At 40.9% G+C, this 24549-nt stretch carries 25 protein-coding genes and 1 tRNA gene; 12 read left to right on the top strand and 14 right to left on the bottom strand.

Translation table 11 applies throughout. The features are described 5' to 3' along the window. Nucleotides 1-8 precede the first annotated feature (8 nt). Nucleotides 9-1859: a glutamine--fructose-6-phosphate transaminase (isomerizing) gene (glmS, locus tag kam1_RS09095; RefSeq protein WP_143958404.1), complete on the top strand. Its 1851-nt coding sequence runs from the start codon at nt 9-11 to the stop codon at nt 1857-1859. A 13-nt stretch (nt 1860-1872) separates the two neighbouring features. Here the strand turns inward: glmS and kam1_RS09090 are convergent, their stop codons facing one another. From kam1_RS09090 to aroC, 3 genes are all read right to left on the bottom strand, one after another. Continuing rightward, complete coding sequence (locus kam1_RS09090; RefSeq protein ID WP_039720868.1) at nt 1873-2760, bottom strand: NAD(P)H-dependent glycerol-3-phosphate dehydrogenase; 888 nt, start codon at nt 2758-2760, stop codon at nt 1873-1875. After that, nucleotides 2757-3395 carry a glycerol-3-phosphate 1-O-acyltransferase PlsY gene (plsY, locus tag kam1_RS09085; protein ID WP_052250413.1) on the bottom strand — a complete coding sequence of 213 codons (639 nt, stop codon included), beginning with the start codon at nt 3393-3395 and terminating at the stop codon, nt 2757-2759. Before plsY ends, kam1_RS09090 begins: the two co-directional genes overlap by 4 nt. Before the next feature lie 81 nt (nt 3396-3476). Next, nucleotides 3477-4565: a chorismate synthase gene (gene aroC, locus kam1_RS09080; protein WP_039720869.1), complete on the bottom strand. Its 1089-nt coding sequence runs from the start codon at nt 4563-4565 to the stop codon at nt 3477-3479. A gap of 254 nt (nt 4566-4819) precedes the next feature. Between aroC and kam1_RS09075 the strand changes: the two genes are divergently transcribed. The 4 genes from kam1_RS09075 to trxA are packed head-to-tail and all read left to right on the top strand — an operon-like array spanning nt 4820 to nt 7671. Beyond that, the gene (locus kam1_RS09075) at nt 4820-5347 is read left to right on the top strand and encodes a shikimate kinase (protein WP_039720870.1); all 528 of its coding nucleotides are present in this window, start codon (nt 4820-4822) and stop codon (nt 5345-5347) included. Then, a complete protein-coding gene (gene proC / locus kam1_RS09070) occupies nt 5305-6177 on the top strand; it encodes a pyrroline-5-carboxylate reductase (protein WP_039720871.1) in 873 nt (290 codons plus the stop codon). Before kam1_RS09075 ends, proC begins: the two co-directional genes overlap by 43 nt. 17 nt (nt 6178-6194) lie before the next feature. Continuing rightward, a complete protein-coding gene (locus kam1_RS09065; protein WP_039720872.1) occupies nt 6195-6851 on the top strand; it encodes an O-methyltransferase in 657 nt (218 codons plus the stop codon). A gap of 10 nt (nt 6852-6861) precedes the next feature. Continuing rightward, nucleotides 6862-7671, top strand: a complete 810-nt coding sequence (gene trxA / locus kam1_RS09060) for a thioredoxin (RefSeq protein WP_039720873.1) — start codon at nt 6862-6864, stop codon at nt 7669-7671. A 167-nt stretch (nt 7672-7838) separates the two neighbouring features. Here trxA and kam1_RS09055 read toward each other — a convergent pair whose 3' ends face one another. Continuing rightward, nucleotides 7839-8702 (bottom strand): cation diffusion facilitator family transporter, encoded by an 864-nt coding sequence (locus tag kam1_RS09055; protein WP_052250414.1) that lies wholly within the window; start codon nt 8700-8702, stop codon nt 7839-7841. A gap of 157 nt (nt 8703-8859) precedes the next feature. On the opposite strand from kam1_RS09055, the gene kam1_RS09050 reads away from it, so the two are divergent. Further along, on the top strand, nt 8860-9201 hold the full coding sequence (locus kam1_RS09050; protein ID WP_039720874.1) for a hypothetical protein: 342 nt from the start codon (nt 8860-8862) through the stop codon (nt 9199-9201). Between the two features lie 27 nt (nt 9202-9228). On the opposite strand, the gene kam1_RS09045 is transcribed toward kam1_RS09050, so the two are convergent. After that, nucleotides 9229-12030, bottom strand: a complete 2802-nt coding sequence (locus kam1_RS09045) for a bifunctional YncE family protein/alkaline phosphatase family protein (RefSeq protein ID WP_039720875.1) — start codon at nt 12028-12030, stop codon at nt 9229-9231. Between the two features lie 154 nt (nt 12031-12184). Between kam1_RS09045 and kam1_RS09040 the strand changes: the two genes are divergently transcribed. The 4 genes from kam1_RS09040 to kam1_RS09025 all read left to right on the top strand — a co-directional run bounded on the left by kam1_RS09040 (nt 12185) and on the right by kam1_RS09025 (nt 14318). Further along, nucleotides 12185-12257: transfer RNA gene (locus kam1_RS09040), tRNA-Arg, on the top strand. Between the two features lie 312 nt (nt 12258-12569). Further along, the gene (locus kam1_RS09035; protein ID WP_143958403.1) at nt 12570-13037 is read left to right on the top strand and encodes an AAA family ATPase; all 468 of its coding nucleotides are present in this window, start codon (nt 12570-12572) and stop codon (nt 13035-13037) included. Beyond that, nucleotides 12929-13762, top strand: a complete 834-nt coding sequence (locus tag kam1_RS09030) for an AAA family ATPase (RefSeq protein ID WP_172616767.1) — start codon at nt 12929-12931, stop codon at nt 13760-13762. Before kam1_RS09035 ends, kam1_RS09030 begins: the two co-directional genes overlap by 109 nt. Next, complete coding sequence (locus kam1_RS09025) at nt 13701-14318, top strand: RloB domain-containing protein (protein ID WP_143958401.1); 618 nt, start codon at nt 13701-13703, stop codon at nt 14316-14318. The genes kam1_RS09030 and kam1_RS09025 overlap by 62 nt, the downstream gene beginning before the upstream one ends. 224 nt (nt 14319-14542) lie before the next feature. Here the strand turns inward: kam1_RS09025 and kam1_RS09020 are convergent, their stop codons facing one another. From kam1_RS09020 to kam1_RS08980, 9 genes are all read right to left on the bottom strand, one after another. Beyond that, nucleotides 14543-14986 (bottom strand): ribose-5-phosphate isomerase, encoded by a 444-nt coding sequence (locus tag kam1_RS09020; protein ID WP_039720877.1) that lies wholly within the window; start codon nt 14984-14986, stop codon nt 14543-14545. A 38-nt stretch (nt 14987-15024) separates the two neighbouring features. Continuing rightward, entirely contained in the window at nt 15025-16440 is a 1416-nt protein-coding gene (gene gndA / locus kam1_RS09015) for an NADP-dependent phosphogluconate dehydrogenase (RefSeq protein ID WP_039720878.1), read from the bottom strand. A 209-nt stretch (nt 16441-16649) separates the two neighbouring features. After that, the gene (locus tag kam1_RS09010) at nt 16650-17135 is read right to left on the bottom strand and encodes a UvrB/UvrC motif-containing protein (protein ID WP_039720879.1); all 486 of its coding nucleotides are present in this window, start codon (nt 17133-17135) and stop codon (nt 16650-16652) included. Nucleotides 17136-17706: 571 nt separating this feature from the next. Then, nucleotides 17707-18591, bottom strand: a complete 885-nt coding sequence (ilvE, locus tag kam1_RS09005) for a branched-chain-amino-acid transaminase (protein WP_039720881.1) — start codon at nt 18589-18591, stop codon at nt 17707-17709. A 64-nt stretch (nt 18592-18655) separates the two neighbouring features. Then, complete coding sequence (locus kam1_RS09000; protein ID WP_039720882.1) at nt 18656-19345, bottom strand: ABC transporter ATP-binding protein; 690 nt, start codon at nt 19343-19345, stop codon at nt 18656-18658. Next, on the bottom strand, nt 19338-20588 hold the full coding sequence (locus kam1_RS08995; RefSeq protein ID WP_039720883.1) for an ABC transporter permease: 1251 nt from the start codon (nt 20586-20588) through the stop codon (nt 19338-19340). Before kam1_RS08995 ends, kam1_RS09000 begins: the two co-directional genes overlap by 8 nt. A 44-nt stretch (nt 20589-20632) precedes the next feature. Next, a complete protein-coding gene (locus kam1_RS08990; RefSeq protein ID WP_039720884.1) occupies nt 20633-21490 on the bottom strand; it encodes a prephenate dehydrogenase in 858 nt (285 codons plus the stop codon). After that, a complete protein-coding gene (gene hisC, locus kam1_RS08985; protein ID WP_039720885.1) occupies nt 21487-22611 on the bottom strand; it encodes a histidinol-phosphate transaminase in 1125 nt (374 codons plus the stop codon). The genes kam1_RS08990 and hisC overlap by 4 nt, the downstream gene beginning before the upstream one ends. Nucleotides 22612-22735: 124 nt before the next feature. Further along, nucleotides 22736-23230 carry an arsenate-mycothiol transferase ArsC gene (locus tag kam1_RS08980; protein WP_039720886.1) on the bottom strand — a complete coding sequence of 165 codons (495 nt, stop codon included), beginning with the start codon at nt 23228-23230 and terminating at the stop codon, nt 22736-22738. Between the two features lie 141 nt (nt 23231-23371). Between kam1_RS08980 and nuoB the strand changes: the two genes are divergently transcribed. Both nuoB and kam1_RS08970 read left to right on the top strand, forming a co-directional pair. Beyond that, nucleotides 23372-23884, top strand: coding sequence for an NADH-quinone oxidoreductase subunit NuoB (gene nuoB, locus kam1_RS08975; RefSeq protein WP_039720887.1), 513 nt, complete (start codon nt 23372-23374; stop codon nt 23882-23884). Nucleotides 23885-23909: 25 nt separating this feature from the next. Next, nucleotides 23910-24548, top strand: a complete 639-nt coding sequence (locus kam1_RS08970; protein WP_039720888.1) for an NADH-quinone oxidoreductase subunit C — start codon at nt 23910-23912, stop codon at nt 24546-24548. The last annotated feature ends 1 nt before the right edge of the window (nt 24549 follow it).

The raw sequence follows: 24549 nt of genomic DNA, 5'->3' as shown, positions 1-24549 counted from the left end.
GATACGCCATGTGTGGAATTTTTGCTTACCTTGGGAAAAAGAAGGCACAGCCTATTCTGTTGGATGGGCTCAAGCGGTTGGAATATCGGGGCTATGATTCCAGTGGTATTGCCATTTTCGATGGGACTAAGATTGAGGTGGTAAAAAAAAAGGGAAGAATTTCTGAACTTATCCATCTTCTTGGGAAAAAGGAGTTGGACGGTAGACTGGGGATCAGTCATACCCGCTGGGCCACTCACGGTATTCCTAGCGATGAAAATGCGCATCCACACTTCGACCAGTTGCGCCATCTTTCGTTGGTTCATAATGGAGTTATTGAAAATTACCAACTTTTAAAGCAAAGATTAATCCATTTAGGGCATACCTTTCAATCAGAAACAGACACGGAAGTTTTAGCCCATCTTATAGGTCATTACTATGAGCTGGGAAATGAAGACGATCCCACTGCCAGACTTATCCAAGCACTCAAGCGTTCACTAAAGGAAATTAGTGGCACTTATGGGATTGCTTTGATCCATTCCGAGGTCCCCAACTTGCTTGTAGGGGCTAGAAGAGGTAGTCCCTTGGTCTTGGGAATTGGAAATGATGAGTATTTTTTAAGTAGTGATGTCACAGCGATTTGTCCCTATGCGCATAAAGTTGTCTATTTAAATGATGGAGATCTTGTAACAATCAACCCTGAGACTTTCGATATCCAGTCTTTAAATAAAACTAATAATGGATTTGAAATCCGGGACGTTGATCAATCTGAAATGAGTGCCAGCCTCAAAGGCTTTCCTCATTACATGCTAAAAGAAATTTATGATCAGCCCGAAGCGATTAGGAATGCTTTCCGAGGTAGATTAATCCAGGAAGAAGCAACGGCTAAACTGGGAGGACTGAATATGAGTCCTCAGGAACTACTCAGGATTGAAAGAATCCAAGTTATTGGATGTGGTTCTGCTAGGCATGCTGGGATTGTGGGGGAATATCTTATTGAATCCCTCGCACATATTCCGGTAGAAGTCGAATTTTCAAGTGAATTTCGATATAAGAATTCTCCGATTGATAGGCATACGGTGGTTATTGCTGTGAGCCAATCTGGAGAAACTGCTGATACCCTTGCGGCTGTCAAAGAAGCAAAAAGAAAGGGGCTTAAGGTCCTTGGGATATGTAACCGTGTGGGAAGCTCGATAGCCAGAGAAACAGAAGGGGGAGTCTTTATGCATGCAGGCCCTGAAATCGCGGTGGCGGCTACAAAATCGTTTACTTCCCAAGTCCTTATCTTCACGCTGCTTGCTTTATTATTAGGCAGATTGAGGTTTCTCTCTGCCAGAGAAGGCCATGAAATCGTAGAAGCTATTGAAGCGCTTCCGGATCAAGTGGCCGAAGTCATCAAGTTGGATCCACAAGTCCGAGAGTTGGCAAAAAAGTATGCCCATTCAAAAAGATTTTTGCTCTTTGGACGCCAGTTTCAATATGGAGTGGCATTGGAAGGTGCATTAAAGATAAAGGAAGTTTCCTATTGTAGTGCCGAGGGGAACCCTTCGGCTGAATTAAAACATGGGATTATAGCTTTAATCGATCAATTCACTCCGAGCATTTTTCTTTGTCCTAAAGACGGCGTTTATGACAAAAACATTAGTAATATGGAAGAAGTAAAGGCAAGAGGCGGACCGATTATCGCTATTGCGACGGAAAAAGACGATCTGGTTTCTAAAATTGCCGATGAGGTCTTATATATTCCCAATGCACAAGAGTATTTGTGTCCCATATTAACCGTTATCCCGCTGCAATTGTTTGCGTATCATTTGGCAATTATCTTGGGCAAAGACGTTGATAAACCTAGAAATTTGGCCAAAAGCGTTACGGTAGAATAAGCCGTTGATTCGGCTAGTCTTCTTCACCGACTTGCCGTCTCAAAAGATCCATTACTGAAGCTTGAATGTTCTTGCCCTCGTAGAGTATCTTGTAGACTTCATCGGCGACTGGTTTTTTTTGTTTAGAAAAAAGAGCGCTTTTGTAAACGGAAAAAGCCGTTGGATATCCTTCTATAACGGTTGATTCCATTGACAAAGCCTTAGTCAAAGGAATGCCAGAAGCTATTCTCATCCCAAGCCTAAAATTCCTACTTTTCATGCTGCTAGCCGTAAGCAAGAGATCTCCTACACCACTAAGACCAAAGAAAGTCTCAGCTTTCCCGCCTGCAGTCACTCCTAGTCTGGTCATTTCTGCTAAGGATCGAGTCAAAAGGGAGGCATGAGCATTGTCCCCTAGAGCCAGTCCATAGCAAAGGCCTCCAGCAATCGCATAAACATTTTTAAGCGCGCCTCCTAGTTCTACCCCCACCAGATCGGTGGTCCGATAAACGCGAAAGGTTCTCGAATGAAAAATATTTTGGAAAAATATTCCTAGAGCTTCTTTTTCAGATGCTACGACTGCGGCTGCTGGAAGTCCAGCAGAGATTTCTTCTGAAAAGGTAGGGCCCGAAAGAGCTCCTACATTCTCATTTTTCCATACATCTTTGATGATTTCCGTGACTCTCTTGCCCGTGGTGATCTCCAATCCTTTACTTAGACTTATGACTGGACACTCTGGATTAGGAAACCGAAGAAGAGTTTGTCGAATGTGCTGAACAGGAATAGCAATACAAAGACAGTCAAGTTGTTGTTCCCACGGATGATCCGTATGATGAAAGCCGAAAGGTTCATGGCCATTTTCTGCAAGGAGTTTTTTTATCGTTTTCCCCCACTTCCCCTGGCCTAGGATACCGATCTTCATTTGTTTTGTTTTGAAAAATTCAGTTTTGGTTCAGTCCCATTGAAAATTCTTTTTATGTTTGATCTATGTCTCCATATAGCAAGAAAAGAAGCGACAATGGAAAAAAAGAAGAATAAAGGATTGTTTGGATAGAGGATAAAGGTAAAGAAGGGAAAGAACAAAGCAGCACAGATCGAGCTGATCGATACAATGCGGGTAAAAAACAAGATACCGAACCAAGCAATCAGAAGCAGGAGGAACACCTTGGGCATAAGGGCTAAGAGGACACCGGCTGAGGTTGCTATTCCTTTGCCTCCCTTGCCCTTTAACCAAGGGGTAAAGTTATGACCAATTATAGAAGCAAGACCACAAATCAGAGCAAAAAGATCTGAAGAGGTTTGATGAACATCGAAATGAAACCGAATAAGAAAAACAGGGAGAAAGCCTTTTAAAAAGTCGAGCAAAAAAACTAAAAGGCCCCATTTCCAACCCAAAATCCTACCAACATTAGTGGCTCCAATGTTTTTGCTGCCCAACAGCCTAATATCAATCCCCTTAGCTTTGCCTAGAAGAAAACCGAATGGAATGGAGCCGCAAAGAAAAGAAAGGAGGATGCCACTAACAAGCAAAAGTGGTGAAATAGCTGTTGAACTCATAATGAGCCGACGCAATTAAAATGCTAGAACATACGTAATCGAAAGGGAATGGTTCATTAAAAAAGAGCATTCTTACACACTTTATGGTCTACAATCCAGTACTTTTTGTCTTAAAGCGTGATCAGCCAAAACCAGCTTAGTCATCGCTTCAACGATTGGAACAGCTCTGGGCAATACACACGGATCGTGTCTACCTCTTGCCCGTAAAAGAACTTCTTCTCCATCCACTGTCACTGTCTTTTGCTCTTTGGCTAAAGTGGCCACCGGTTTAAAAGCCACACGAAAAAAAAGATTTTCCCCATTACTTATGCCCCCTTGGACTCCGCCACTCCAGTTCGTATACGTTCTTACCCTTTTGCCTTCCATATAAAAAGGATCGTTATGCTCAGAGCCTCTCATTCTGGCCGCTTGGAAGCCAGAACCGATTTCAAAGCCTTTTGAAGCAGGTAAGCTAAGCATTGCTTTTGCTAAGTCAGCTTCCAGCTTATCAAAAACAGGTTCCCCTAGGCCAGGAGGCATCCCACGAACTACACAGTCAATCACTCCCCCGACCGTATCCCCTTCTTTCTGTGCTTTTTCCACTTCTTTTAAGGCATTATCAAAATTTTCTGAATCGGGCCATCGTAATATGTTCGATTCAATTGTTTCTTTGGTAATTTTATTAGGATCACAAAAGGATTTGACTCCATGAACCTCTGATACCCATGCAATAACTTCTAAGGAAGGGTAGAGGACTTCAAGGAGCTTTCCGCCAACCGCCCCTCCTGCGACTCTGCCTACAGTTTCCCTGGCAGAGGCTCTCCCACCCCCTTGCCAATTACGAATGCCATACTTGATTTGATAGGTATAATCCGCATGCGATGGCCTATAAATATGCTCCATCTCAGCGTAGGCTTCTGGACGGGCATCTTCATTTCTTACTAAAATTAGGATAGGGGTTCCTAAAGTCATCCCATTAAAGGTACCAGACAGAATTTCAGCAATATCTTTTTCCTTCCTCTGGGTAGTGATTTTACTTTGTCCAGGTCTTCTGCGATCGAGTTCCTTCTGGATGTCTGATTCAGTCAGAGGAATGTTTGATGGACAGCCGTCTACAACGACTCCCACTCCTTTGCCATGAGATTCGCCCCAGGTAGTTATGCGAAATAAATGTCCGAAGGTATTGGGCATATATATATGATGGTATCGTCCTAATAAATGTAAATGGCTTGGATATTTTAAGGCTTAAAAACCCATTCTCCTATTCATACTAGGTTCAATTTCTAATAATCGCTACAGAAAATCTTGAGCTAAAATTTTTTTTAAACACCGTTGCTCATAAAGGATAGGCATCTTGAGTTTATAAAAAAATAAATGGTAGTAAAGGGTCTCTTTCTTTCTATTTACTTTAAAAAAGATATAATTTAAAAAACGGATTTTAGGGTATGCCAAGACACATTGTACTTGTGGGGATGATGGGGGCTGGAAAGTCTAGCGTTGGATCCTGGCTTTCCCAAGAAAAAGCGATTCCCTTTTATGATTTGGATCGGATGATAGAAGAAGCAGAAAAGGCAACAATAGCTGAAATCTTCGCCACGAAAGGAGGCGAGTATTTCAGGAAAAAGGAAATGGAAATGGTTTACCAAGTCATTTCCTCTCCTCCCGGAGTGATTGCTACGGGAGGAGGGACTTTACTAAATCCATCTAACCTCTCTCTTTTAAAAGAGCATGGGTTTCTTTTTTATCTTCAAGCCTCTTTGGAACTGCTTTGGTCAAGGCTACAAGATAAAACGGATAGACCTCTTCTTTTTGGGAAAAATCCAAAAATGACATTAGAAAAGTTATTGAAGGAAAGAGAATCCCTTTATAAGGCAGCAGACATGGAAATTGAGGTTGATGGAAAATCAATTGAACAGCTGGGAGAACTTTTATGGAGTCATTGGATCAGAGCAACGGAGAAAAAAAGTGGCTAAGCCATTCGCGTATAGGCTTTGTTGGTTCTGGAAAAATGGCTAAGGCGCTAGTGCACGGGTTTTTAAGGAATAACAAAATGAGCTTAGAAACTCCAATATGGGTTTCTGGGCGTTCCAAAGGGAGCATTCAATCCTTTTTAGAAGAATTTGAGGGCCATAAAATCCATACCACCCTGGACAATCGGGAGTTAGTTAATCATACCGATGTGGTATTTTTATGTGTGAAACCACCCCAAGCAGAAGAGGTTTTACGAGAAATCAGTGCCCTAATGGCATCTAAAGTTTTCGTTTCGGTTGTCGCTGGTTTGACAATAAAAGACATTACCCAACTTTTATCCCATTGCATGGTGGTTCGAGCAATGCCAAATCTTCCTTGTCAAATTGGCAAAGGAGTGATCCCTTATGCTTTAAATAGGGATGAGGATACAAAGAATAGGAAGATGGTTAGCCTGATCCATTATTTATTTTCCCTACTAGGCCATCCTATTCTGATTAGTGAAGATCTTATGGCGGCAGCAACTGCATTAGTTGGGTGTGGCCCGGCTTATGTCTGTATGCTTATGATAGGGTTAATAGAACAAGCGAAAGCCTATGGATTTCCAGATTTGGAGGCGATTCAATTAATGAATGAGATGGTTTTAGGGACTCTTTCACTGCTAATGGAAACAAAGAGATCCCCTGAAAAACTCCTTTCTGAAGTCAAAACACCACGTGGAATTACAGAAGCAGCGACTCAAGTGATGGTTCGAAAGGGGTGGGAAGATATTTTACTGGAAGCGATAGAAGCGGCAAAGAAAAAGGCTGAAGCATTGGAAGTCAGCTTAAAATAAATAAAGAAAATCTGAGAATGAGCTTGACTTTTTATCCCATAACCAAAGAACTTTACGATTACGCCGTTTGTCATAGGACTTATGCTTCCGATCCTTTAATGCAAAAGCTTCGGAGCGAGACCATGGCATTAGGAGAAATTTCCGAAATGGCTATTCCTCCCGAAGAAGAAAGTTTCCTCTCGATACTGGTTGCAGCATGTAATGCAAAGACTGCGATAGAAGTGGGAACCTTTACAGGGATTGGTTCCATAGCCATTGCCAGAGCATTCCCCCAATATGGGAAGCTTGTTGGTTGTGAGATCAATCCTCAGTGGATTGCATTGGCTTATAAATGTTGGAAAGAAGCTGGGTTGGAGCATAAAATAGAAGCGAAGCTTGGTCCTGCATTAAAAACCATTCAAGAATTGGAAGAGGAGGTACGGTTTGATTTCGCTTTTATTGATGCGGATAAAGAAAATTATGAAAATTATTATGAATTGTTATTGCCTAAAATGCGACAGAATGGGCTACTTGACAATATGTTTTGGAGAGGAAGAGTGCTTTGTTCTGAAAAATCTGACAAAGATGCCCTTGTTTTGAATAGGCTCAACGACAAACTAAGCAACGATACCAGAATTGAATCGGTACTCCTTCCTATAGCCGATGGAGTTGTGATCGCTAGAAAGAAAAGCTAAAAGGAACTTTATGATTTTCGATGTAAACGACTTTGAAAAAGAGGTTATCGATAGAAGCAAAACTATCCCTGTTGTTGTGGACTTTTGGGCAGCATGGTGCGGTCCATGCCGCATGTTGTCTCCTCTGCTAGAAGAGTTGGCAGTCGAAGCGCAAGGAAAATGGGATCTAGCAAAAGTGAATGTAGATGAACAAGAAGCAGTGGCTGTAGCGTACGGAGTGAGTGGAATTCCCGATGTGAGGATATTTATTGATGGTGAGGAAAAAGACCGCTTCATTGGGTTACAACCTAAAGCAGCAATTAAAAGTTGGCTGGAGAAAAATTTGAATCAAAAGGCGCTGAAGATAAAATGGAAAACAGCCCTCGATTTATTTGAGCAAGGGAAGTTCCATGAGGCGCTTGTGGCTTTTGAAAAAGAAAAGGAAAAGCCAGAGAATCCCCAGGAGTTTTTAATCTATGCGAAATTCCTTCTTTTGTCCGATCCGCAAAAAGCGTTGGCAGTTCTTCAACCAGAAATGGAATCGGAAGATCCATTTTCCTATGAGGCAATCAAATGTCTTGGAACTTTGTTGCTTGGTGAGGAAATAGAAAAATTGGGTGAAACTGATGAAAAAAAACGTTTTGTGGAGGGCCTGGAAGCAATCAAAAAATTGGATATAGAAAAAGGACTGTTTCATTGGATTTCTCTGTTGCATATAAATAAGAACATTGGAGAAGGATTAGTCTTAAAGGCGGTTCGTAGCTTATTTCGATATCTTGGTCCAAGACACCCGCTTTCTCTAAAATACAGCCGAGCTTTCTCTACAGCTGTCAATGTTTAAGAGAGGGGAACAGAAAGTTCCCAATACAAACAAGAAGGCAAGTTTAAAATGGATTTGCCAAGCTTAGTTGCTCTATGATCTTTAGGATACGTATGGAGGGATAAAGAAATGGCACCAGTGGAATTAATCCTATCCTAGTCGACCCTATCAACGGAGCAGGAAGCATATTACTCTACTGGTTCGATATGGACGACCACATCGGTAATATTCATCGGGGAAGCACAGAGTTTATCTTTAACCTTATGACCGATAATATGTCCTTCTCTGACTGTTAGCGAGCCGGGTACCATCACATGGATATCCATCAGGAGACCTTGGCCACTTTTGCGAATCCGACATTTTTCAATCTTTATGACTCCTGGAACTTCTTCTGCGAGATTTCGGATTTTCTGTTCAATGTTCTTTGAGGGAGCCGTATCCATCATTTCAAGGAAAGAAGGTCTAATAAGATGAATACTGTTCCAAAAAATGATTATAGCTGATACGATCGCTGCGATACTGTCCGCCTGTTTTAACTCTGTAACGACTGCAAGAAGAATTCCCAAAAAGGCGGCCAGAGAAGATAATGCGTCGGAGCGATGATGCCAGGAATCAGCACATAAAACAAGACTGCCGGTATTTTCTCCAAGTTTCTTAAAGATTCTATAAAAAATCTCTTTTATAATGACGATCATGCCAATAGCAGGAAGGGTATAGAGGGAAGGCAAGGGAGTGGGAACCCATAAGTTTTTTATGGCTTCGATGGATACGAATAGGGTGCAAAGCATAAGGAGTATGGAGACAATGAATGCGGCGATAGGATCAGCTTTCCCATGGCCAAAAGGATGGTCAGGGTCAGGAGGAATTTGAGAAATTTTTATTCCAAACCATACAAGAAATGAAGAACCTATATCAGCCAAAGATTCTAGACCATCGGCTATTAAAGCAAAGGAATGGCCACTAAGCCCAAAAGAAATTTTTCCAGCAGCCAAAAGGAAATTGACCAGAATGCTTAAGCTAACAAAGAGGTTAATCTGCTTTTGTTGGTTCATTCAAGCAAAGGATTCGACTTGCCTGATATAAGCTTGCAATAGTTTAACATTTAGAAATAAGGTTTCATGTCCATTTTTTAAAAAAATTATGTTTATTTTGAGCAAATACCATGGTATGAAAAAATTTATAAATTACTAATTCTCAAGGAGGTAAGCATTGAAAAAGATTATTTTTGCTCTTGTTCTTGTTGCTTTTCAGGGCTCTTGGTTGTTTGCAGCTGAACAGGTAACTGTAAAAGGAGAACTAGTCGATTTGGTCTGTTATATCGATCATGCTGCTCGGGGTGAAAAGCACATGAAATGTGGCCGTACTTGTCTTAATGCTGGTTTGCCCCCTGGGTTGAAGGGAGAAGATGGAAAATTATATATTATTGTTGGAGAGCATAAGCCGATAGGAAAAGAAGCCGCAAAGTATGCCGACCAAAAAGTCACGGTCAAAGGCAAATTGGTCAGTGCCGACGGGTATCATTTGATTGAAGATGCTGAAATTATTCCTTAATTTCTAATTTCTTTGTCGAAAGCATTTTTAGTTCTTATTTTTTAACTTTAAATGAGGATAGGGTTGATTGTTTCCTTTCAACCCTATCCACAAAGCTTTATTAAAGCGATCTACATCCAATTTATCTTCTTTAGAAAAATCTTCTTCTGACATCAACGCGTTCCAGAACGCGCTGTCATGTACTGCATGTTGGATTGGTTTTTTATTCGGAAGAGGAAGATCGGTCGTGTTCAATATTTCAGGAACGATGGCAGTATAAGACCAGTTTTTTTGTTTCAGGTCAAAGATATTGCTCATAGGTTGAGAAAATTGGTCGTAAACGGATAATGGACCTATACCAAGAATTTTTTCAATGGTCTTGATAAGATTAATTGTCGTGTATCTAGTTGAGATAGTAATTCCTTGTTTAACATATGGTCCAATAATCAGAGCTATGCTTCGATGGGCATCCACATGGTCAACCCCATTTTGCGCATCGTCTTCAATCACGAAAATAAGAGTGTCATCTTTATAAGGGCTATGGGCGATCTTTTCAACAATGAGTCCAAGGGCATAATCGTTGTCTGCCATCTGAGTTTCTACTGTATCAATTTTATCTATTCCTTGACCAAATAATCCAAAATGATCGTGTGGAAGCCTTATGAGTTCCAGCGTGGGAAGATTGTGATTTTTTACGAAATCATCAAATTCCCTTTCCCATTCTTTAAACCTCCAAAAATCTGGGTATTTCATGTCGAATCCGCGGTAAAAAAGATCACTGACTTTAGCTAGAGAAGCCTTAGTTGGGAAAAATTGAACGATATTTTCTTTGTAGGGATTCCTGGCTAAAGGAATAAATGAGGGATGATCTTTGGGCAAATGATATCGAGTCAAATCTCCAAAAAACCCATAATTTCGTATGGAGATTCCTCTTCTCATGGCCTCATCCCATAGATATCCCAGCCCTAACTCTCCTTCTGGTCCATCGGGCGCAGAAATATCGCTATTTCCTGGGAGAATGTCTGGATCTTTGGGTAAAAGAGGGTCAGCTTTTTTTCTGGATTCAAAAGATGATTCCCCAATATTAATATTTCTGTTCATTCCTTCCCAATCATAACTGATGCCACGACCACTATAGTGGAGTGGAACAGTTTTTTCGGTGATGTCTAAGGACCTCGCTGCAGTACTCCAAAGCCAGCCATTGCCGCTCACTTCTCCACTATCAAGGAAGTTGTCTAAAAGGACGAATTGAGTGGCCAGTTTCCTGTGATTGGGGGCATAGGGTGCTAAAATCGCAAGATCTGGATCTCCATTACCCGATTTCAGATCGCCGAAAAGCTGATCGTAACTTCTATTTTCTTTGATAATATAAAGGACGTGATGCACTAGAGTGTGGAGCTTGCTAAATAGAGAAAGTGGCGCTTTGAAATCTTCTTTTAAATGATTATTTTCAATAACAGCTTCCGTAAGAGTTTTATAAGTGTTAGCTTTGAGTTGAGGAAAACTCAAAAGAGTCGAATAGTATTTTTGTAGGATAAATTGATTTTTCGATAACCACTTTTTAAAAAATTCGTTATTTAAAGCTATTGGTTTTTCCCATTGTTCGTTGTTTGGGCCAAATCGGCTTTTAAAATTACAGACATAAATCCATTTTCCATCGGATCGTAGGCCTACGGCAGAAGGATACCAGCCTGTTGGGATGAGACATAAGAGCTCACTTTTCGATTGAGGGTTGTTCTTTTTTGTGATCCCTTGAGCATAAGGGCTTAGTTTGATAAGTGAAAGACAGTTCATCCCGCCATTCGTGACATAAAGGAATTTTCCGTTGGGATCGAGTGAGAGGTTATTGGGAGCAGCTCCTTGGAGCAGTTTTCCGGAAGGTTGTCCCATTGTTGGGATGGATTCTATGACTTTGTCGATGCTTGTATCGATAATAGTTAGCCGGTCAGCATTATCTTCAGTAATATAGGCTCGATTAAAAGTGCTATTGACAATGATTCGATTTGGTTGGCCTTGAAGATACAGTCTTTTGGAAAGTTTCATGATGTTATTTTCGAAGCTTATGATGTCTATTTCTCTATCTCTAAGGCTTGAAACATAAATTTTGTCTTTGCCTATCCAAGCAATATCTAATGGATATTCCCCACCTGGAGTTCCGACATATCTAGGATCGATTTTCCCAGGACGTAGATCGAGTTCTCCAATTTTTTTCCAATTTTCCAAATCGATCATGCTAATGGAATCATTAGTAAAATTAGCAACCGCAAGGAATTTTCCATCTGGACTGACTCGAAGGCCAGAAACAACTGGTTTGGTCTCAATACCATTTCCTTTCGAATGATTAAGGCTCAGAGGAGGACGAGAAAAGGACCAATGTTGTTCAAAACCTTTAAAAGCATAAATGACATCGTCCATTCCGCCGGATACGTAAAATTCCCTCCCATCTGGATTCCAATCGATCCCCATAAATGAGTTGGGGATACTCACCGTAGCCATTTTTTGAGGGTAGCCGCGTGAGATATCGTAAATAAAGACATATTCTTTAGATTGCTCGGGAATGACTTGTCCATTTGGGTTAAAGTGCTTATTGTAGCCGCTTGTCAAAAGTAGAAGGGTATCTTCGATTGGGCTTATGGCTATGGCTGTAGCTCCAGAGACAGGGAGTTCACCTGAATCTGTGTCTACAACTATATCTTCTACATGATATCCGGGTATTTCTGAATAATTAATCCGAAGACCCGTAGAACTATAACCTTGGTCTATTCCTTTTTCATTTTGAGAAGCCTGAAGATGACAATTGACCAAAGGAAAACATAGAAAAAAAACCAAATAGAAAATAAAATTAGACATTCCTTCCAAAAATTGTAGAGAAAAACTAAAATTGCGTTTTGTTATCAAGTTTGAAATTTATTAAGTTTAAAAATTGTTAACAAGAAAATAATAGATTCTATCCTATTCCCTTTTTCATTCTTTTGTGGCATTAGTATTGTATTTTTAGTTGCATGCACTCATAGCTCAACGGCTAGAGCATCGGTCTTCGGAACCGAGGGTTGGGGGTTCGAATCCCTCTGAGTGCGCTTCTCTTTTCCTCATTTTCTACATGATTGTGGCATGCTTAGAAAAAAGAGCGTGATCCTTTGGCAACCTATTGGTCTTTGCTTTGCCTTGTCTGGCTATTTAAGTATGTGAGAACATTGTCTATCGCTTTCAGCTGAGACTGGATTCCCATAAAAAATTTTCCTCTCCTAGCGTTTTGAAAGCCCAGTTGCAAGAAGAATTGTGGACTTGGCTAGGGCAAGCGGCAGGCAAAGCCTTAGAAAAAGTAAAAAAACTGTCTTTCTAGCGTTTGAAATACCAAGTAAATTGTCAAAATAAAAAAAAAGCAAAACATGCTTTTCAGGCTAGAAATCGAAAATTTTTACTCCGTAGCCGAACGACAAGCGATTGATTTTTCCCTACGAGTCCCCGAGGATCCTCGTTTTGCATTGGTCTATCCAAATTCTAAGAAGCGAGCGCCTAAACTAGTAGCTGTCTTTGGGCCCAACGCTTCTGGGAAAACGGTGTTCCTTCGGGCGATTGCGTTTTTGGCTTTGTTTGCTAGAGACAGCTTCCAATTTCCACCAAATCAGCCCCTGCCGACTTTTTCATTTAAAAACGAACATTGGGCAAAAAATCCAACGCGGCTTGCAGTGGAAATTGGAGGAAGACCGCTATTTCCCGAAACAGAGGGAGCAACGTATCCCCGGGAGTGTATCGGTATGAGCTTGAAATTCAAAGCCAGAAAGGATCGTTTCCTTCCTCGGTCACAAAAGAATCTCTTTTTTATCAACCCAGCACGAGACGGAAGCCCTTTCTAGTATTTGAGCGGGGGAGTGATGGAACAGTCAAAGGAAGCAATTTATTTCCAATCATCCAAACCACTCCCACTATTAAAGTTCGTCCAAACACAAGCGTCATTTCCACCTATGCGCAGCTAGGGCATCAGATAGCTCTTGAGTTCCAAAAGGCTTTGCAGGGATTTCAATCCAATCTTTGGGAGGCAGATCTGACTCCTCCGTCGCTGATTTTTTTATTTCGACAGCATCCAGATCTTTTGAAAGATGCTAACCGGGAACTGCGCCGGCTGGATTTAAGACTTCTTGAACTAACGGTTTCTGACAATGGGGAGCTTATTTTTAAACATCAGGGCTTAAATGAACCAATTCCATGGGGTTTTGAAAGCAATGGCACCCAGTCATTTATTCGCTCTTTTCCACGTCTTTGGATAGCTTTGAATACTGGAGGGATTGCCGTTCTTGATGAGCTTGATGCTTCCATTCACCCAGAAGTGCTTCGAGAGATTATCAGTTGGTTTTGGGATCCCCAAAAGAATCGCCACAACGCACAGCTATTCTTTAGCTGCCACAATGTTCTACTGTTAAATGAACTCCAAAAAGAGGAAATCCTTTTGTGCGAGAAAACCCCAAAAGAAGGGTATACAAGGATGTACCGGCTAGCTGACATAAAAGGTATTCGTAAAAGTGAAGACTTTGTTCGTGGCTATTGGCACGGTGCCTATGGTGCTCTCCCAAACATTGGATGAAGAAATGCGTTCCCCTTTTTACAGGGCTAAGAAAAAAAATATCTTTGTTGCTTGTGAAGGCAAAAGCGAGCAAGGATACGTGGCTCTTCTTAACGAGCTGGCAAAGGAACAGAATCCACCCCTATCCGTTGTTCTTAGACCTTTTTGTTTAGGAGGGGGTGGGCCGAGTTCAATGGTTAAAGAAGCGATTAATAAAGCAAGGAAGGAGTCCTATAAAGAGAAGGTGATTCTCATTGATGATGACGTGTGTAGCGCCAATCCCGATGAATGTCAGAAAGCAGAAGAAAAAGCCGAAGAAAACGGCTTTTCTATTATCTGGCAAAAACCCAATCATGAAGGATTTTTGCTGATGCATCTTCTTAATGAACAGGAATATCCATCCCTTACAGCAAACAACGTCCAAGCAATGCTACAAAGGGAATGGCCTGAATATGAAAAACCCCAAACAAAGGATGATTTACGCAGACGAATCGGCTCTAAGGAAGTAGAACGAGCGGCAAGAAGAATACCACAATTAAAGAAGCTTCTTCAAATGATGGGTTGGTCTTTGCGCTAAATAACAATCCCTTTGGTAAGAAGCTGCAAATGACTGAGCCTTCAGAAGCGCTACTTCTTCCACCCGCTAGAGGCTAATCGCAAGAAAGACAGGTATTTTTTTCTAGAAGTGGGTAGAGGGTATTATTCTCATCTCTTTAGACCATGGATGCTCTCTTTTGGCAGAGGACGAGCCCTCTATGATTTGAGGAAGAAGAAAGTTTGCACCTAGATGGCAGAGAGTTTCTAGGCGTTTTCGTACTCCATCATTTTTTTGATTCGTTGAATATGTCGACCACCTTCGAAAGGGGTTTCTAGAAAAATTTTAACAATCTTCAAAGCCATTTCTTCAGAAATTAATCTTTCTCCCATCGAAATAGCATTTGCATCATTATGGAGCCTGCCTAGGCGTGCCGATTCCTCATTAAAACAGTAGGCACAGCGTATCCCTTTGACTTTATTGGCGACCATAGCTTCTCCATTGCCCGAACCTCCAAAAACGATTGCTCTATCGGCTTTCCCTTGGGCGACCAATAAAGCAGCTGGCCTAATATAATCGGGATAATCTACTGGAGGATCAGCAGCAAATGTTCCGCAATCAATGACTTCGAGACATGACTCTTCTAAGAATTTTTTTACCTTCTCTTTATAATGAAATCCTGCATGATCAGATCCTAGAGCGATTTTCATATAGGCTATCTTGAGAAAATTTCCTATTTGAAGTCAAGTTATTCCCAAATTGTGTGAAATGTTCCTTCCAGATCAATTCTTTCGTAGGTGTGGGAACCAAAATAATCGCGTTGGAGTTGTATTAAATTTGCTGGTAATTTTTCACTTCGGAAAGCATCAATATAGCTTAGTGAAGAAAGAAATGCATACGCCGGAAGGCCGACTTTAATTGCGTATAAACAGAAGTTTCGCAAAGAACTAAGGAGATTTTTTTCTTTTATTTCACTAAAAATATTAGGATCTAATAAGAGATTGGACAATTGAGGGTTGCCTTGGAAAGCCGCGCGAATTTTTTCTAAAAACTGCGAACGGATAATGCATCCTCCTCTCCACACTTTTGCCACTTTCTCCATGTCAATGGCATAACCGTATCTTTTGGAAGCTTCACTCAGCAAGGAAAAACCTTGGGCATACGTACAAATGATGCCTAAAAAAAGAGCTTTCTTTAGCTCTTCATAAAAAGGAGAAGAAAAAGTTTCTTCCGAAATTTCACTTACTAGACCTGATTTAAAATGTTGGCCATACGCTTTTCGTTCTTCCACTCGAGAAGAAAGGTTGCGTATGGTAACAGCTGCATCAATGATTGGGGCAGGAACTTGGAGCGAAAAAGCTTCTTCAGAAGTCCAGGCGCCTGTTCCAAGTTGTCTAGCAACATCGAGGACTTTATGTAACAATAGGTCGTTGGACTTATCGTCTCTTTTCCGTAAAATATGGACAGTTATTTCCATCAAATAACTAGCTAGTTCTTCCTTAGACCACTGTTCAAAAAGATCTGAAATTTTCTTTTCATCCAACTTGAGGACTCTATGCGCAAAGTCGTAACATTCTCCAATTAACTCCATGATTCCATATTCGATTCCGTTATGAACCATCTTTACATAATGACCTGCTGCCCCTCTACCCATGTAGTCCACACAAGGCTCTCCTTCAACTTTCGCTGAGATGGCCTCTAGCAACGTTCTCAAATGTTCATAGGCCTCCTTCTCTCCTCCAACCATAAGGCTAGGTCCATGACGGGCACCGCTTTCTCCCCCAGATGTCCCCATGCCAATGAAAAAGATGTTTCTGTTTTTTAACTCCTTTTGTCGCCTTTCCGTATCACGGAAGAAGGAATTGCCTCCGTCAATGAGGATATCGCCACTTTCCAAAAAAGGGAGCAGCTCTTCAATGACTTGATCAACGATAGGACCTGCAGGAACAAAAAATAAGATTTTTTTTGGTTTTTCTAGTGAATGAATAAAATTCTCCACTGAATCATAAGAAGAAGCCATCCCCTTGGATTCTTCCTTTAGGGCAATGACTTTAGAGTGATCCTTGTCAAAGCCAGAAACAGTAAAGCCATGATCAAGAATGTTGAGGGCAAGATTCCTACCCATAACCCCAAGACCAATGATTCCAATAAAGCTTTTTCCCATGATAACCTCGGTTTTAAAAGTGATGTAATATTTGGTTCTTTCTTTTATAAACTTTAAAAAATAACTGCCCTCTTTGTTGCGGAAGAAGACAAAACCACAACTTATCTTTGGCTACTGTTTACTGTTTTTTCCTCTTTAACTATTTGGGCATTTCGACCCTAAAACAGTAGGGTTTTTGAGGAAGAGCGTAGAGATTCATCTCAGCAGATTTAGGATTTTATAAGATTTTCTAGCTGCGCTATTTCATCCCTAATCGTAGCTGCTTCCTCGTATTTTTCTTGAGCTACAGCTTTCTTTAAATCTTCTTGAAGGCGTTTGATTTTGGTTTGGTAAAACTGGGTTTTTGCAAACTTTTTTGGAGTCTTTCCTTTATGAACCACTCCCTTATGCATGTCTTTAAGGATGGTTTCAATAATCTCGGAAAAAGTTTCGTAGCAGGCGGGACAACCGAGTCTTCCTGTTTTCTTGAAATCGGTTTCAGTAAATCCACACTGAGGACAACTCAGTTCTCCTTCATGAATATGATTTTTAGCCGTTTCATCTCCAAGAAGCATATCGGTTAGAGAAAAGGCCATAGAGTCCGTGATTCCTTTCTCTTTGGCGCATTTCTCACACAGATCTATTTTCTGCATTTTCTCTCCCACAATTTGAGTGAGATGAACAGTAGCTGTTTCATTACAAAAAGCGCATTTCATAAGTTTAGATACTATTAATATCTTGATTTAAAAAAAAATACAAAGGTAGTTTATAATTACTTATATCATATCCGAAATCTTTTGACTGACAAAAGAAAGATGCAGTGGATTGTTTGCGCAGGGAATCTGAACTTTCCTCTTGTAGCATGGCTAGGCATTTACTTTATTTCTAGCCTGTAAACTTAAACAATAAGGAGTTAGGATCTTGTTTAGCAATTGATGGAAAGAGAAAAGGAGAGGAAGTGAGGCATATCCAGCCTCTATTGGCAAGGCGAGTTTCCACATAGACTATGCTGGTTGTGGCTTCGAGTGCGGCAATGGAACATTCTAGCGGTGTCCTGCCTGTATCCTTTGAAAAAAGCATAAAAGTAGGTACTGCTGATGTCTTGCTAACTGTTTTGGAAAATGCAAGGATCTTGTTGATGTGCTGAGAGCATGCAGGCAAATCGGCTGCGGATAGGCAGAGTCAGTTCCTCCAGGTGGTGCATCAACTCTCTGCTTCCAAGGACTTCCCAGTGAAATAGAATAGTACAGGGCCTAAGAGCCAAAGTAAGCTTACCCACTTGATCGCTTAAGAGTCTTCCTTGGCGTAAATATGGACACCTGAATGCTGTGTCAACTCTCTAAATTTTTTCATAAGGAGAAGGGTGATCTCGCCGGGCTTTCTTTTGCCTATGGGTCTTCCATCCACTTCGACGACAGGAGCAATTTCAGCTCCAGTTCCAGTAATAAAAACTTCTTCTGCTGTCCAAATGTCATATAGGACTAGATTTTTTTCTTCCGTTTTCAATTCCATCTCTTTTGCCAAGCTAAGAATGGTTTCTCTTGTAATGCCTGGTAAGAGGCCTGCGGATACTGGGGGGGTCATCACGATACCATTCTTAACTAAAAAGATGTTTTCAGACGTACATTCGGCAATATGATCGAGTTGGTTGAGCAAAAGTCCTTCATCGGCTCCTGAAAGATTAGCTTCAATTTTTGCTAATATCTTATTTAGATAGTTTAAGGATTTGATGGCAGGACTAATTGAGCTATGAGACGATATACGTGTGGAGACGGTTCGAACGGTAAGGCCTTCTTGATAGATTTTTGGATTATAAAGCAAAATTTTATCAGCAATAATGAAGATAGTAGGTTGTTGACAGTGTAATGGATTGAGTCCTAAATCACCTATCCCTCTGGTAACGACAGCTCGGATGTAACCATTCTCGATCTCGTTTTGCCTACAGGTTTCTAGAATAGCTTCGGAGAATTCTTCCGGGGATAAAGGAATGGATAGATTGATGGCTTTGGCAGAATAAAAGAGTCTTTCAATATGCCTTTCTAACCGAAATACACGCCGGTTATACGCTCTGATTCCTTCAAAGACCCCATCTCCGTAGAGCAGTCCATGATCGAATACCGAAATTTTAGCCTCTTCTTTTGGATAAAAAAGACCATTGATGTAGATTTTCATAATACCGTTTCCTTCATTTTATTTGATCCATCATAAGGTAGACAATAAAGGGAATCCCTAAGATTTAAGTTGAAAACTTACTTTCTATTTCAGTTATTTTTCCATGACTAAGCAAGAGTTGTTTATCTCCTAAAGTTGCAATCTCTCTTTCATGGGTTACAAGAATGAGTGTTTTGTTTTTTTCTTTTTGAATGGATAAGAGTAGATGGATGATCTGTTTACCAGTTTCTCCATCCAGGTTTCCTGTTGGTTCGTCGGCTAGAATCACTGGAGGATCGTTCCTTAAAGCTCTAGCAATAGCTACTCTTTGTTGTTCGCCTCCCGAAAGCTCATTGGGTCGATGGTTGGCTCTTTTCTCCAGTCCAACGGCTTCTAATAGTTCCATAGCTTTTTTTTGGTTACCTTTTCCAATGATTAATGCGGGCAGCTCTATATTTTCAAGAGCCGAAAGCTCTGGCAGGAGATGATAAGATTGAAAAACAAATCCTATTGTTTCTGCCCGCCATTTGGCCAATTCTTTGGCAGACAGTTGCAATATATTCTCTCCTCGGTAAAGGATATAGCCTTTATCTGGTTTTTCTAATCCTCCAAGGAGTTGCAGAAGAGTCGTTTTGCCTGATCCTGAAGCCCCCTGGATGGTAAAAAAAAGGCCTTCTTCAAATCGAACACTGAGTTTAGACAACACTTCAATACAGGCAGAGCCAAGTATATAGGATTTGCTGATGGAACGAGCTTCAAGAACATAATTATTCATAACGCAGCGCTTTTGCTGGAGTTAACTTCGCTGCATTCATTGCAGGGATCCAAGCCGCGAATATGCAGATGACAATAGCCCCAAAACTAATTCCGGCAACCAGTAGAGGATCTATTACCATCGGTATTGTTGAAAAATGATACACATCAGCCGAAAAAAGGTCGATGCCTAAATGCTTTCCAATAAAATCTCTAAAGCTATTTCTATAATATAGGGAGAAGCTGGCTAAGACAAGTCCTAGCAGGGTACCGAAAACACCCACAATAAATCCATGCAAAACGAAAATGGATAGGATTTGATCATCTCGAGCACCTAGGGCCTTCAGTAGACCGATTTCTTTGCTTTTTTGGACAGTAATGGTAATGAGTGTACTGCACAATCCAAAAGCGGCCACGATGATTATAAAAAACAAAATGAAAGTCATGGCGATGCGCTCGATCGCTATCGCCGAAAAAAGAGGTTTATTTTGATCTATCCATGTCAAAGCTTCTTCAGGGGGTTGAAGTTGGAGATTCAGCCGTTCTTTAACTTTATTCGCAGCTAGAGGATTTTGAATACGAATAGAAACCCCATGCACGCCATTGCCAAGACTGTACAAATATTGAGCGTTGGCTAAGGAAGTTATAAAATAACTGGCATCGTATTCGTAAAGGCCAGTCCTGAAAATACCGGTAATGGTAAATTCTGAAGGCAAGATAGTAGTTTGTTTGCCTTTTTGGTAATTGTCTCTGAAAGCCTGGAAGTGCCGAGGGGCATAAATCAGGACTTTATCTCCAAGGTAAGCATCGCTATGCTTGGCCCATTCTTCCCCAACGATAACCGACTCTCCTTCCAAGTCGTAACTTCCGGCAATAAGAAATTTTTTTATTGGTATAACCTTCTCTTCTAGATCAATGTTTATTCCGCGTAAAATAGGCGTCGTGATACGGCTGGCGTACTCAACCATTACCGGTCCACTAACAAAGGGAGCTGCCCCAACTACCAGCGGGTCTTTCTCTACAAGTTCCATGATAGCTTGAGGTCGGGTGAGAATTTCTCCATTGGATACCACTAGGTGGGCATTAAATCCGATAATCTTCTTTTCAAGTTCAAGACTGAATCCAGCCATCACAGAAAGGACGATAACTAGGACAGCAACCCCCAAGCTGACTCCAAGAACCGACAAAAGAGTGATAACCGAGACAAAACTTCTTCTTGGACGCAGATAGCGAAGGGCTAGAAATAGACTAAAGGGCAGATGCATAGCGCTATTTTTTTTATGAATTTTATGAAATATATAAGAATGATTTATTTTTTCTCTAGTCTTTTTCTAATAGCCTGTGCCTTGTTCAATAGTTCAAAAAGAGCATTTTCATCTCCTTGCTGCAATATGTGCAAAGCGTTTTGAAATTGTAGAATAAATTTTTCTCCAACCTTCTGGACATAATGTCGATTGGCCATTAATATGGATTTCCACAATCTCGGACAGCCTGCAGCAATGCGGGTTGTATCTTTAAATCCTGGGCCGACAAGCTGGAGACTTTCGCTGCTTACTGATTCAATAAGAACGGCAGCTAGAAGATGGGGCAGGTGGCTTATTTCGGAAACCAGTGCATCGTGCTCTTCTGCTGACAGTGCGATGGGTAGGGAGCCAAGTTTCTCCCAAAAAGTTTTTAAGCAATCGATAGCCAGCGGAGAAACATGATTGGCAGGCGTAAGGATTGTTATTGATCCTTCGAAAAGGGAGCTGTTAGCAGCGTCGAAACCGGATCTTTCACTGCCTGCCATCGGATGGCTTCCGATCCATTCTACTTTTTCTCCAAGGAATTCAGAAAACAGAGTCATGACTTCTTTTTTTACACTAATGACATCGGTGATAACGGTTTGAGGTTCGATATGGTCTTTAATCTGAAGTAAAATAGTTTTTAGAGCATCAAAAGGGACACAGATCACAACCAGATCGGCTCCTGCAATGGAAGAAGCAAGTTGACTATACAGATCAGCTTCAAGGCCAGATCTTTTTACTACATCGAGTTCTTCCTCTCTGGCTGCAATCGCTAGTTTTTTGCATAGCCCTCTTTCTTTGACTGCTTTCGCTATAGATCCTCCAATGAGCCCTGGTCCAATAATAGTAATTGTATCTATTGGAAAAGTCTTTTTGTTCACTTTTTGTCAAGAGTACGGAGGGGAAGCAGAATGGAGGGGAATGCTTCCAACAGTTTTGAGAGTTGTTCTGGGGTGCCCACAGTTATTCTCACCCACTCGGCCAATCCATAGCTTTTCATTGGCCTGATGATGATTCCTTTTTTTAAAAAAGATTTAAAAACATAATCTCCATCTCCAACATGAACGAGAATAAAGTTTGCACTCGAAGGAATAAAACGCAAACCTAATCGATTGAATCCATCTTCCAACCTTTTCTTGCCTTCTTCAGTTATTTTTAGAGTCTGGAGGATATGTTGTTTGTCTTCAAGACTTGCAGTCGCAGCCACTTGCGCCAGAAAATTGGTATTAAAAGGCTGTCTTGCTCTTTGTAAGTAATTGGCGATACTTTTTGGAGCGATACCATAGCCGATTCTCAAACCGGCAAGACCATGCATCTTTGAAAAAGTCCGGAGGATGACGATATTTTCTCTTTTTTTGATAAAAGAAAGAGTTTGAGGGGGATCGGGGACAAAATCGATGTACGCTTCATCGATCGCAACGACAACACGCTCAGGAACAGCGTCCAAAAATTCGTAAAGTTGTTCATTGGGAATTCGAGTACCGGTGGGATTGTTTGGATTAGCAATAAAAATGAGCTTGGTCTTTGGTCCTATAGAGTGAAGTATTGATTGAAGATCATGAGAAAAGGAACGGTCGTCAACTTCCTTAAAGCTTGCTCCGAACAGTTCAGCCATGAGCTTGTAAACGGCAAAGGCATATTTAGAAAAAAGGACTTCTTCTGTTGGGGAAGATGCAAAAAGATGAAAGAGCAATTCAATAATTTCGTTCGACCCATTTCCTAAAACGATGTTCTCGGTGTCGATGTCCAAAGAAGCGGCCAAAGCCTTTTTTAGAGCATATCCATTGCCATCTGGATAAAGATGGATTTTATGGAGATTTTTAGCGATTGCCTCCACTGCGAAAGGAGAAGGACCTAAGGGATTTTCGTTCGAGGCCAGTTTAATGATTTCATTGGGACTGAAGCCGTATTCTCTAGCGAGTTCTTCAATCGGTTTCCCTGGTTCGTAAGGAGTTAGTTTTGTCAGGCTTGGATTGATCTGTGTGGAAATAATATTTGTCATTGCTATAGAAGGGTTGAATGCTGTTTTGTTTCCATTTTGAAGCTGTCAGAACGGAATGTCCACTGCATTTGATAGGAACTGGAGAAATTCATATTTAGCATGGGTAAAGATAATGCTCAAGCAATCATCGTTTATGGATTATATTTTCAAAACCACAAATTAGTGATGCGTTATTTTTTTCTTTCTCTATCTGTAGGAGAGTGTCGACAATTTGAAGAGTGGCGCTTTCAATCATCCTTAAAGCTCTTTCTGGAGGAATGAGATTGATATCGCCAACATGCCAAAAAAGACAATTTTTTTCCCATCCGGGAAATAGATTTTTAAGAGGCTCCTTATGCTCCTCTTCCTTCAAAGCAATTCTAAGGGTAGCATTTTGAAGATCTCGAATATGAAGTTGTACTGGATCTGTCCCAGCAAAAGATAAAGGGATATTTTTTTGAATCAGGGCTTCTTTAACAAAAGGCGAAAGAAGCCCAGGCGTTTTTGAGGCGACAATTCCTCTTGAAAAAGCCTCCCAACAGAGAGAGTGTTGCAAAGCATGAAAATTGAAAATTGCTTGAGCGAATCGACTCCTATAGATATTTCCAGTGCATATAAATAAAATAAATTTTTTCTGCATATATTATTAAAAATGATTATAATATATAATTAGTAGAGAAATATATGCATTGGAAAAATAAAATCGCCCTAATTTGTCTTTTACAAGTTTTTCTTCTTTTTTCTTGATTGAATAATTTTTTTTAATTTAGTTTTCTTACATATGGCACAAACAACCTCCGTAGCTTTTAATTCCCCGCTCGAAGGAGATGTAGTAGTAACTAGGATTGATGCGGCGATCAATTGGATGAGGAAAAATTCTTTATGGCCTATGCCAATGGGACTTGCCTGTTGCGCTATTGAATTGATGTCTTCGGCTTGTGCTAGATTTGATATTTCTCGATTTGGGGCTGAAGTGATGCGATTTTCTCCAAGGCAGTGTGACGTGATGATCGTAGCAGGCACCGTGACATATAAAATGGCTTATTCGGTAAAAAGGATTTATGAACAAATGCCGGATCCAAAGTGGGTAATTGCTATGGGTGCCTGTGCTTCCAGTGGAGGAATGTATAGGAGCTATTCGGTCCTTCAAGGCATTGATCAGCTACTCCCTGTGGATGTGTATGTTTCTGGGTGTCCTCCTCGGCCAGAAGCTCTGCTGGATGCCTTGATCAAGCTTCAACAAAAAATAGATAAGGAAGCTTCCTTACGTCACTTGAAACAAGTAGAAGCTTAAAAAAAAGAGAAAGCAGGTAAAGTCTATGTCTGTATTATCTTTCCCATTAGCCAAAGAAATTCAGAACCTCTTCCCTGCGAAACTATTGGAAGTCAAAGAATTTCGTGGTGAATGGACTTTAATAATGGATTTATCTATGATCCAGGAAGTTGCCAGGTTTTTAAAGGAAGAAAAAGGATTTTCTTTGCTTCTAGATATTTCAGGGGTAGATCATTTAGGAGAGGAGCCTAGATTTGAGGTTGTTTACCATTTCTACAATTTAGAAAAAGGCGTTCCTTTGAGGATCAAAGGAAGAGTGAGTGAAGCCAATCCGATCGTTCCCACCCTTTCTTTTGTTTATCCGACTGCTAACTGGCATGAAAGAGAAGCCTACGACATGTTTGGCATTATTTTTGAAGGCCATCCTGATTTACGTCGGATTTTGATGTGGGAAGGTTATCCCTATTTCCCGCTTAGGAAGGATTTTCCTGTGGAAGGAAAACCAACAGACCAGAGTCCCATAGCCTTTGCTCGACCAGCCCCTCTGGATGGAGGTCCTTTTGTCTCTTCTCCTGCACCGTTGTCGGATCAAAGAGAACCAAGAGCTAAGTGGAGTGAAGAAAATCTTGAGGAACTGGAAGAGATTAAAGAATCAGAAAAGCTACCCCTGCTTCAAAAAGAATAAT

Source organism: Methylacidiphilum kamchatkense Kam1 (assembly GCF_007475525.1).
In the GTDB taxonomy this organism is placed as follows: Bacteria; Verrucomicrobiota; Verrucomicrobiia; order Methylacidiphilales; family Methylacidiphilaceae; genus Methylacidiphilum; species Methylacidiphilum kamchatkense.
The sequence above is the reverse complement of the archived record's forward strand: the minus strand, read 5'-3'. Positions and strand labels throughout refer to the sequence as shown.

What these genes read in the sequence shown, in the direction of transcription:
- glmS (WP_143958404.1), top strand. Translation starts at nt 9, where the DNA reads ATGTGTGGAATTTTTGCTTACCTTGGGAAAAAGAAGGCACAGCCTATT.
- kam1_RS09090 (WP_039720868.1), bottom strand. Translation starts at nt 2,760, where the DNA reads ATGAAGATCGGTATCCTAGGCCAGGGGAAGTGGGGGAAAACGATAAAA.
- plsY (WP_052250413.1), bottom strand. Translation starts at nt 3,395, where the DNA reads ATGAGTTCAACAGCTATTTCACCACTTTTGCTTGTTAGTGGCATCCTC.
- aroC (WP_039720869.1), bottom strand. Translation starts at nt 4,565, where the DNA reads ATGCCCAATACCTTCGGACATTTATTTCGCATAACTACCTGGGGCGAA.
- kam1_RS09075 (WP_039720870.1), top strand. Translation starts at nt 4,820, where the DNA reads ATGCCAAGACACATTGTACTTGTGGGGATGATGGGGGCTGGAAAGTCT.
- proC (WP_039720871.1), top strand. Translation starts at nt 5,305, where the DNA reads ATGGAGTCATTGGATCAGAGCAACGGAGAAAAAAAGTGGCTAAGCCAT.
- kam1_RS09065 (WP_039720872.1), top strand. Translation starts at nt 6,195, where the DNA reads ATGAGCTTGACTTTTTATCCCATAACCAAAGAACTTTACGATTACGCC.
- trxA (WP_039720873.1), top strand. Translation starts at nt 6,862, where the DNA reads ATGATTTTCGATGTAAACGACTTTGAAAAAGAGGTTATCGATAGAAGC.
- kam1_RS09055 (WP_052250414.1), bottom strand. Translation starts at nt 8,702, where the DNA reads ATGAACCAACAAAAGCAGATTAACCTCTTTGTTAGCTTAAGCATTCTG.
- kam1_RS09045 (WP_039720875.1), bottom strand. Translation starts at nt 12,030, where the DNA reads ATGTCTAATTTTATTTTCTATTTGGTTTTTTTTCTATGTTTTCCTTTG.
- kam1_RS09035 (WP_143958403.1), top strand. Translation starts at nt 12,570, where the DNA reads ATGCTTTTCAGGCTAGAAATCGAAAATTTTTACTCCGTAGCCGAACGA.
- kam1_RS09020 (WP_039720877.1), bottom strand. Translation starts at nt 14,986, where the DNA reads ATGAAAATCGCTCTAGGATCTGATCATGCAGGATTTCATTATAAAGAG.
- gndA (WP_039720878.1), bottom strand. Translation starts at nt 16,440, where the DNA reads ATGGGAAAAAGCTTTATTGGAATCATTGGTCTTGGGGTTATGGGTAGG.
- kam1_RS09010 (WP_039720879.1), bottom strand. Translation starts at nt 17,135, where the DNA reads ATGAAATGCGCTTTTTGTAATGAAACAGCTACTGTTCATCTCACTCAA.
- ilvE (WP_039720881.1), bottom strand. Translation starts at nt 18,591, where the DNA reads ATGAAAATCTACATCAATGGTCTTTTTTATCCAAAAGAAGAGGCTAAA.
- kam1_RS09000 (WP_039720882.1), bottom strand. Translation starts at nt 19,345, where the DNA reads ATGAATAATTATGTTCTTGAAGCTCGTTCCATCAGCAAATCCTATATA.
- kam1_RS08995 (WP_039720883.1), bottom strand. Translation starts at nt 20,588, where the DNA reads ATGCATCTGCCCTTTAGTCTATTTCTAGCCCTTCGCTATCTGCGTCCA.
- hisC (WP_039720885.1), bottom strand. Translation starts at nt 22,611, where the DNA reads ATGACAAATATTATTTCCACACAGATCAATCCAAGCCTGACAAAACTA.
- kam1_RS08980 (WP_039720886.1), bottom strand. Translation starts at nt 23,230, where the DNA reads ATGCAGAAAAAATTTATTTTATTTATATGCACTGGAAATATCTATAGG.
- nuoB (WP_039720887.1), top strand. Translation starts at nt 23,372, where the DNA reads ATGGCACAAACAACCTCCGTAGCTTTTAATTCCCCGCTCGAAGGAGAT.
- kam1_RS08970 (WP_039720888.1), top strand. Translation starts at nt 23,910, where the DNA reads ATGTCTGTATTATCTTTCCCATTAGCCAAAGAAATTCAGAACCTCTTC.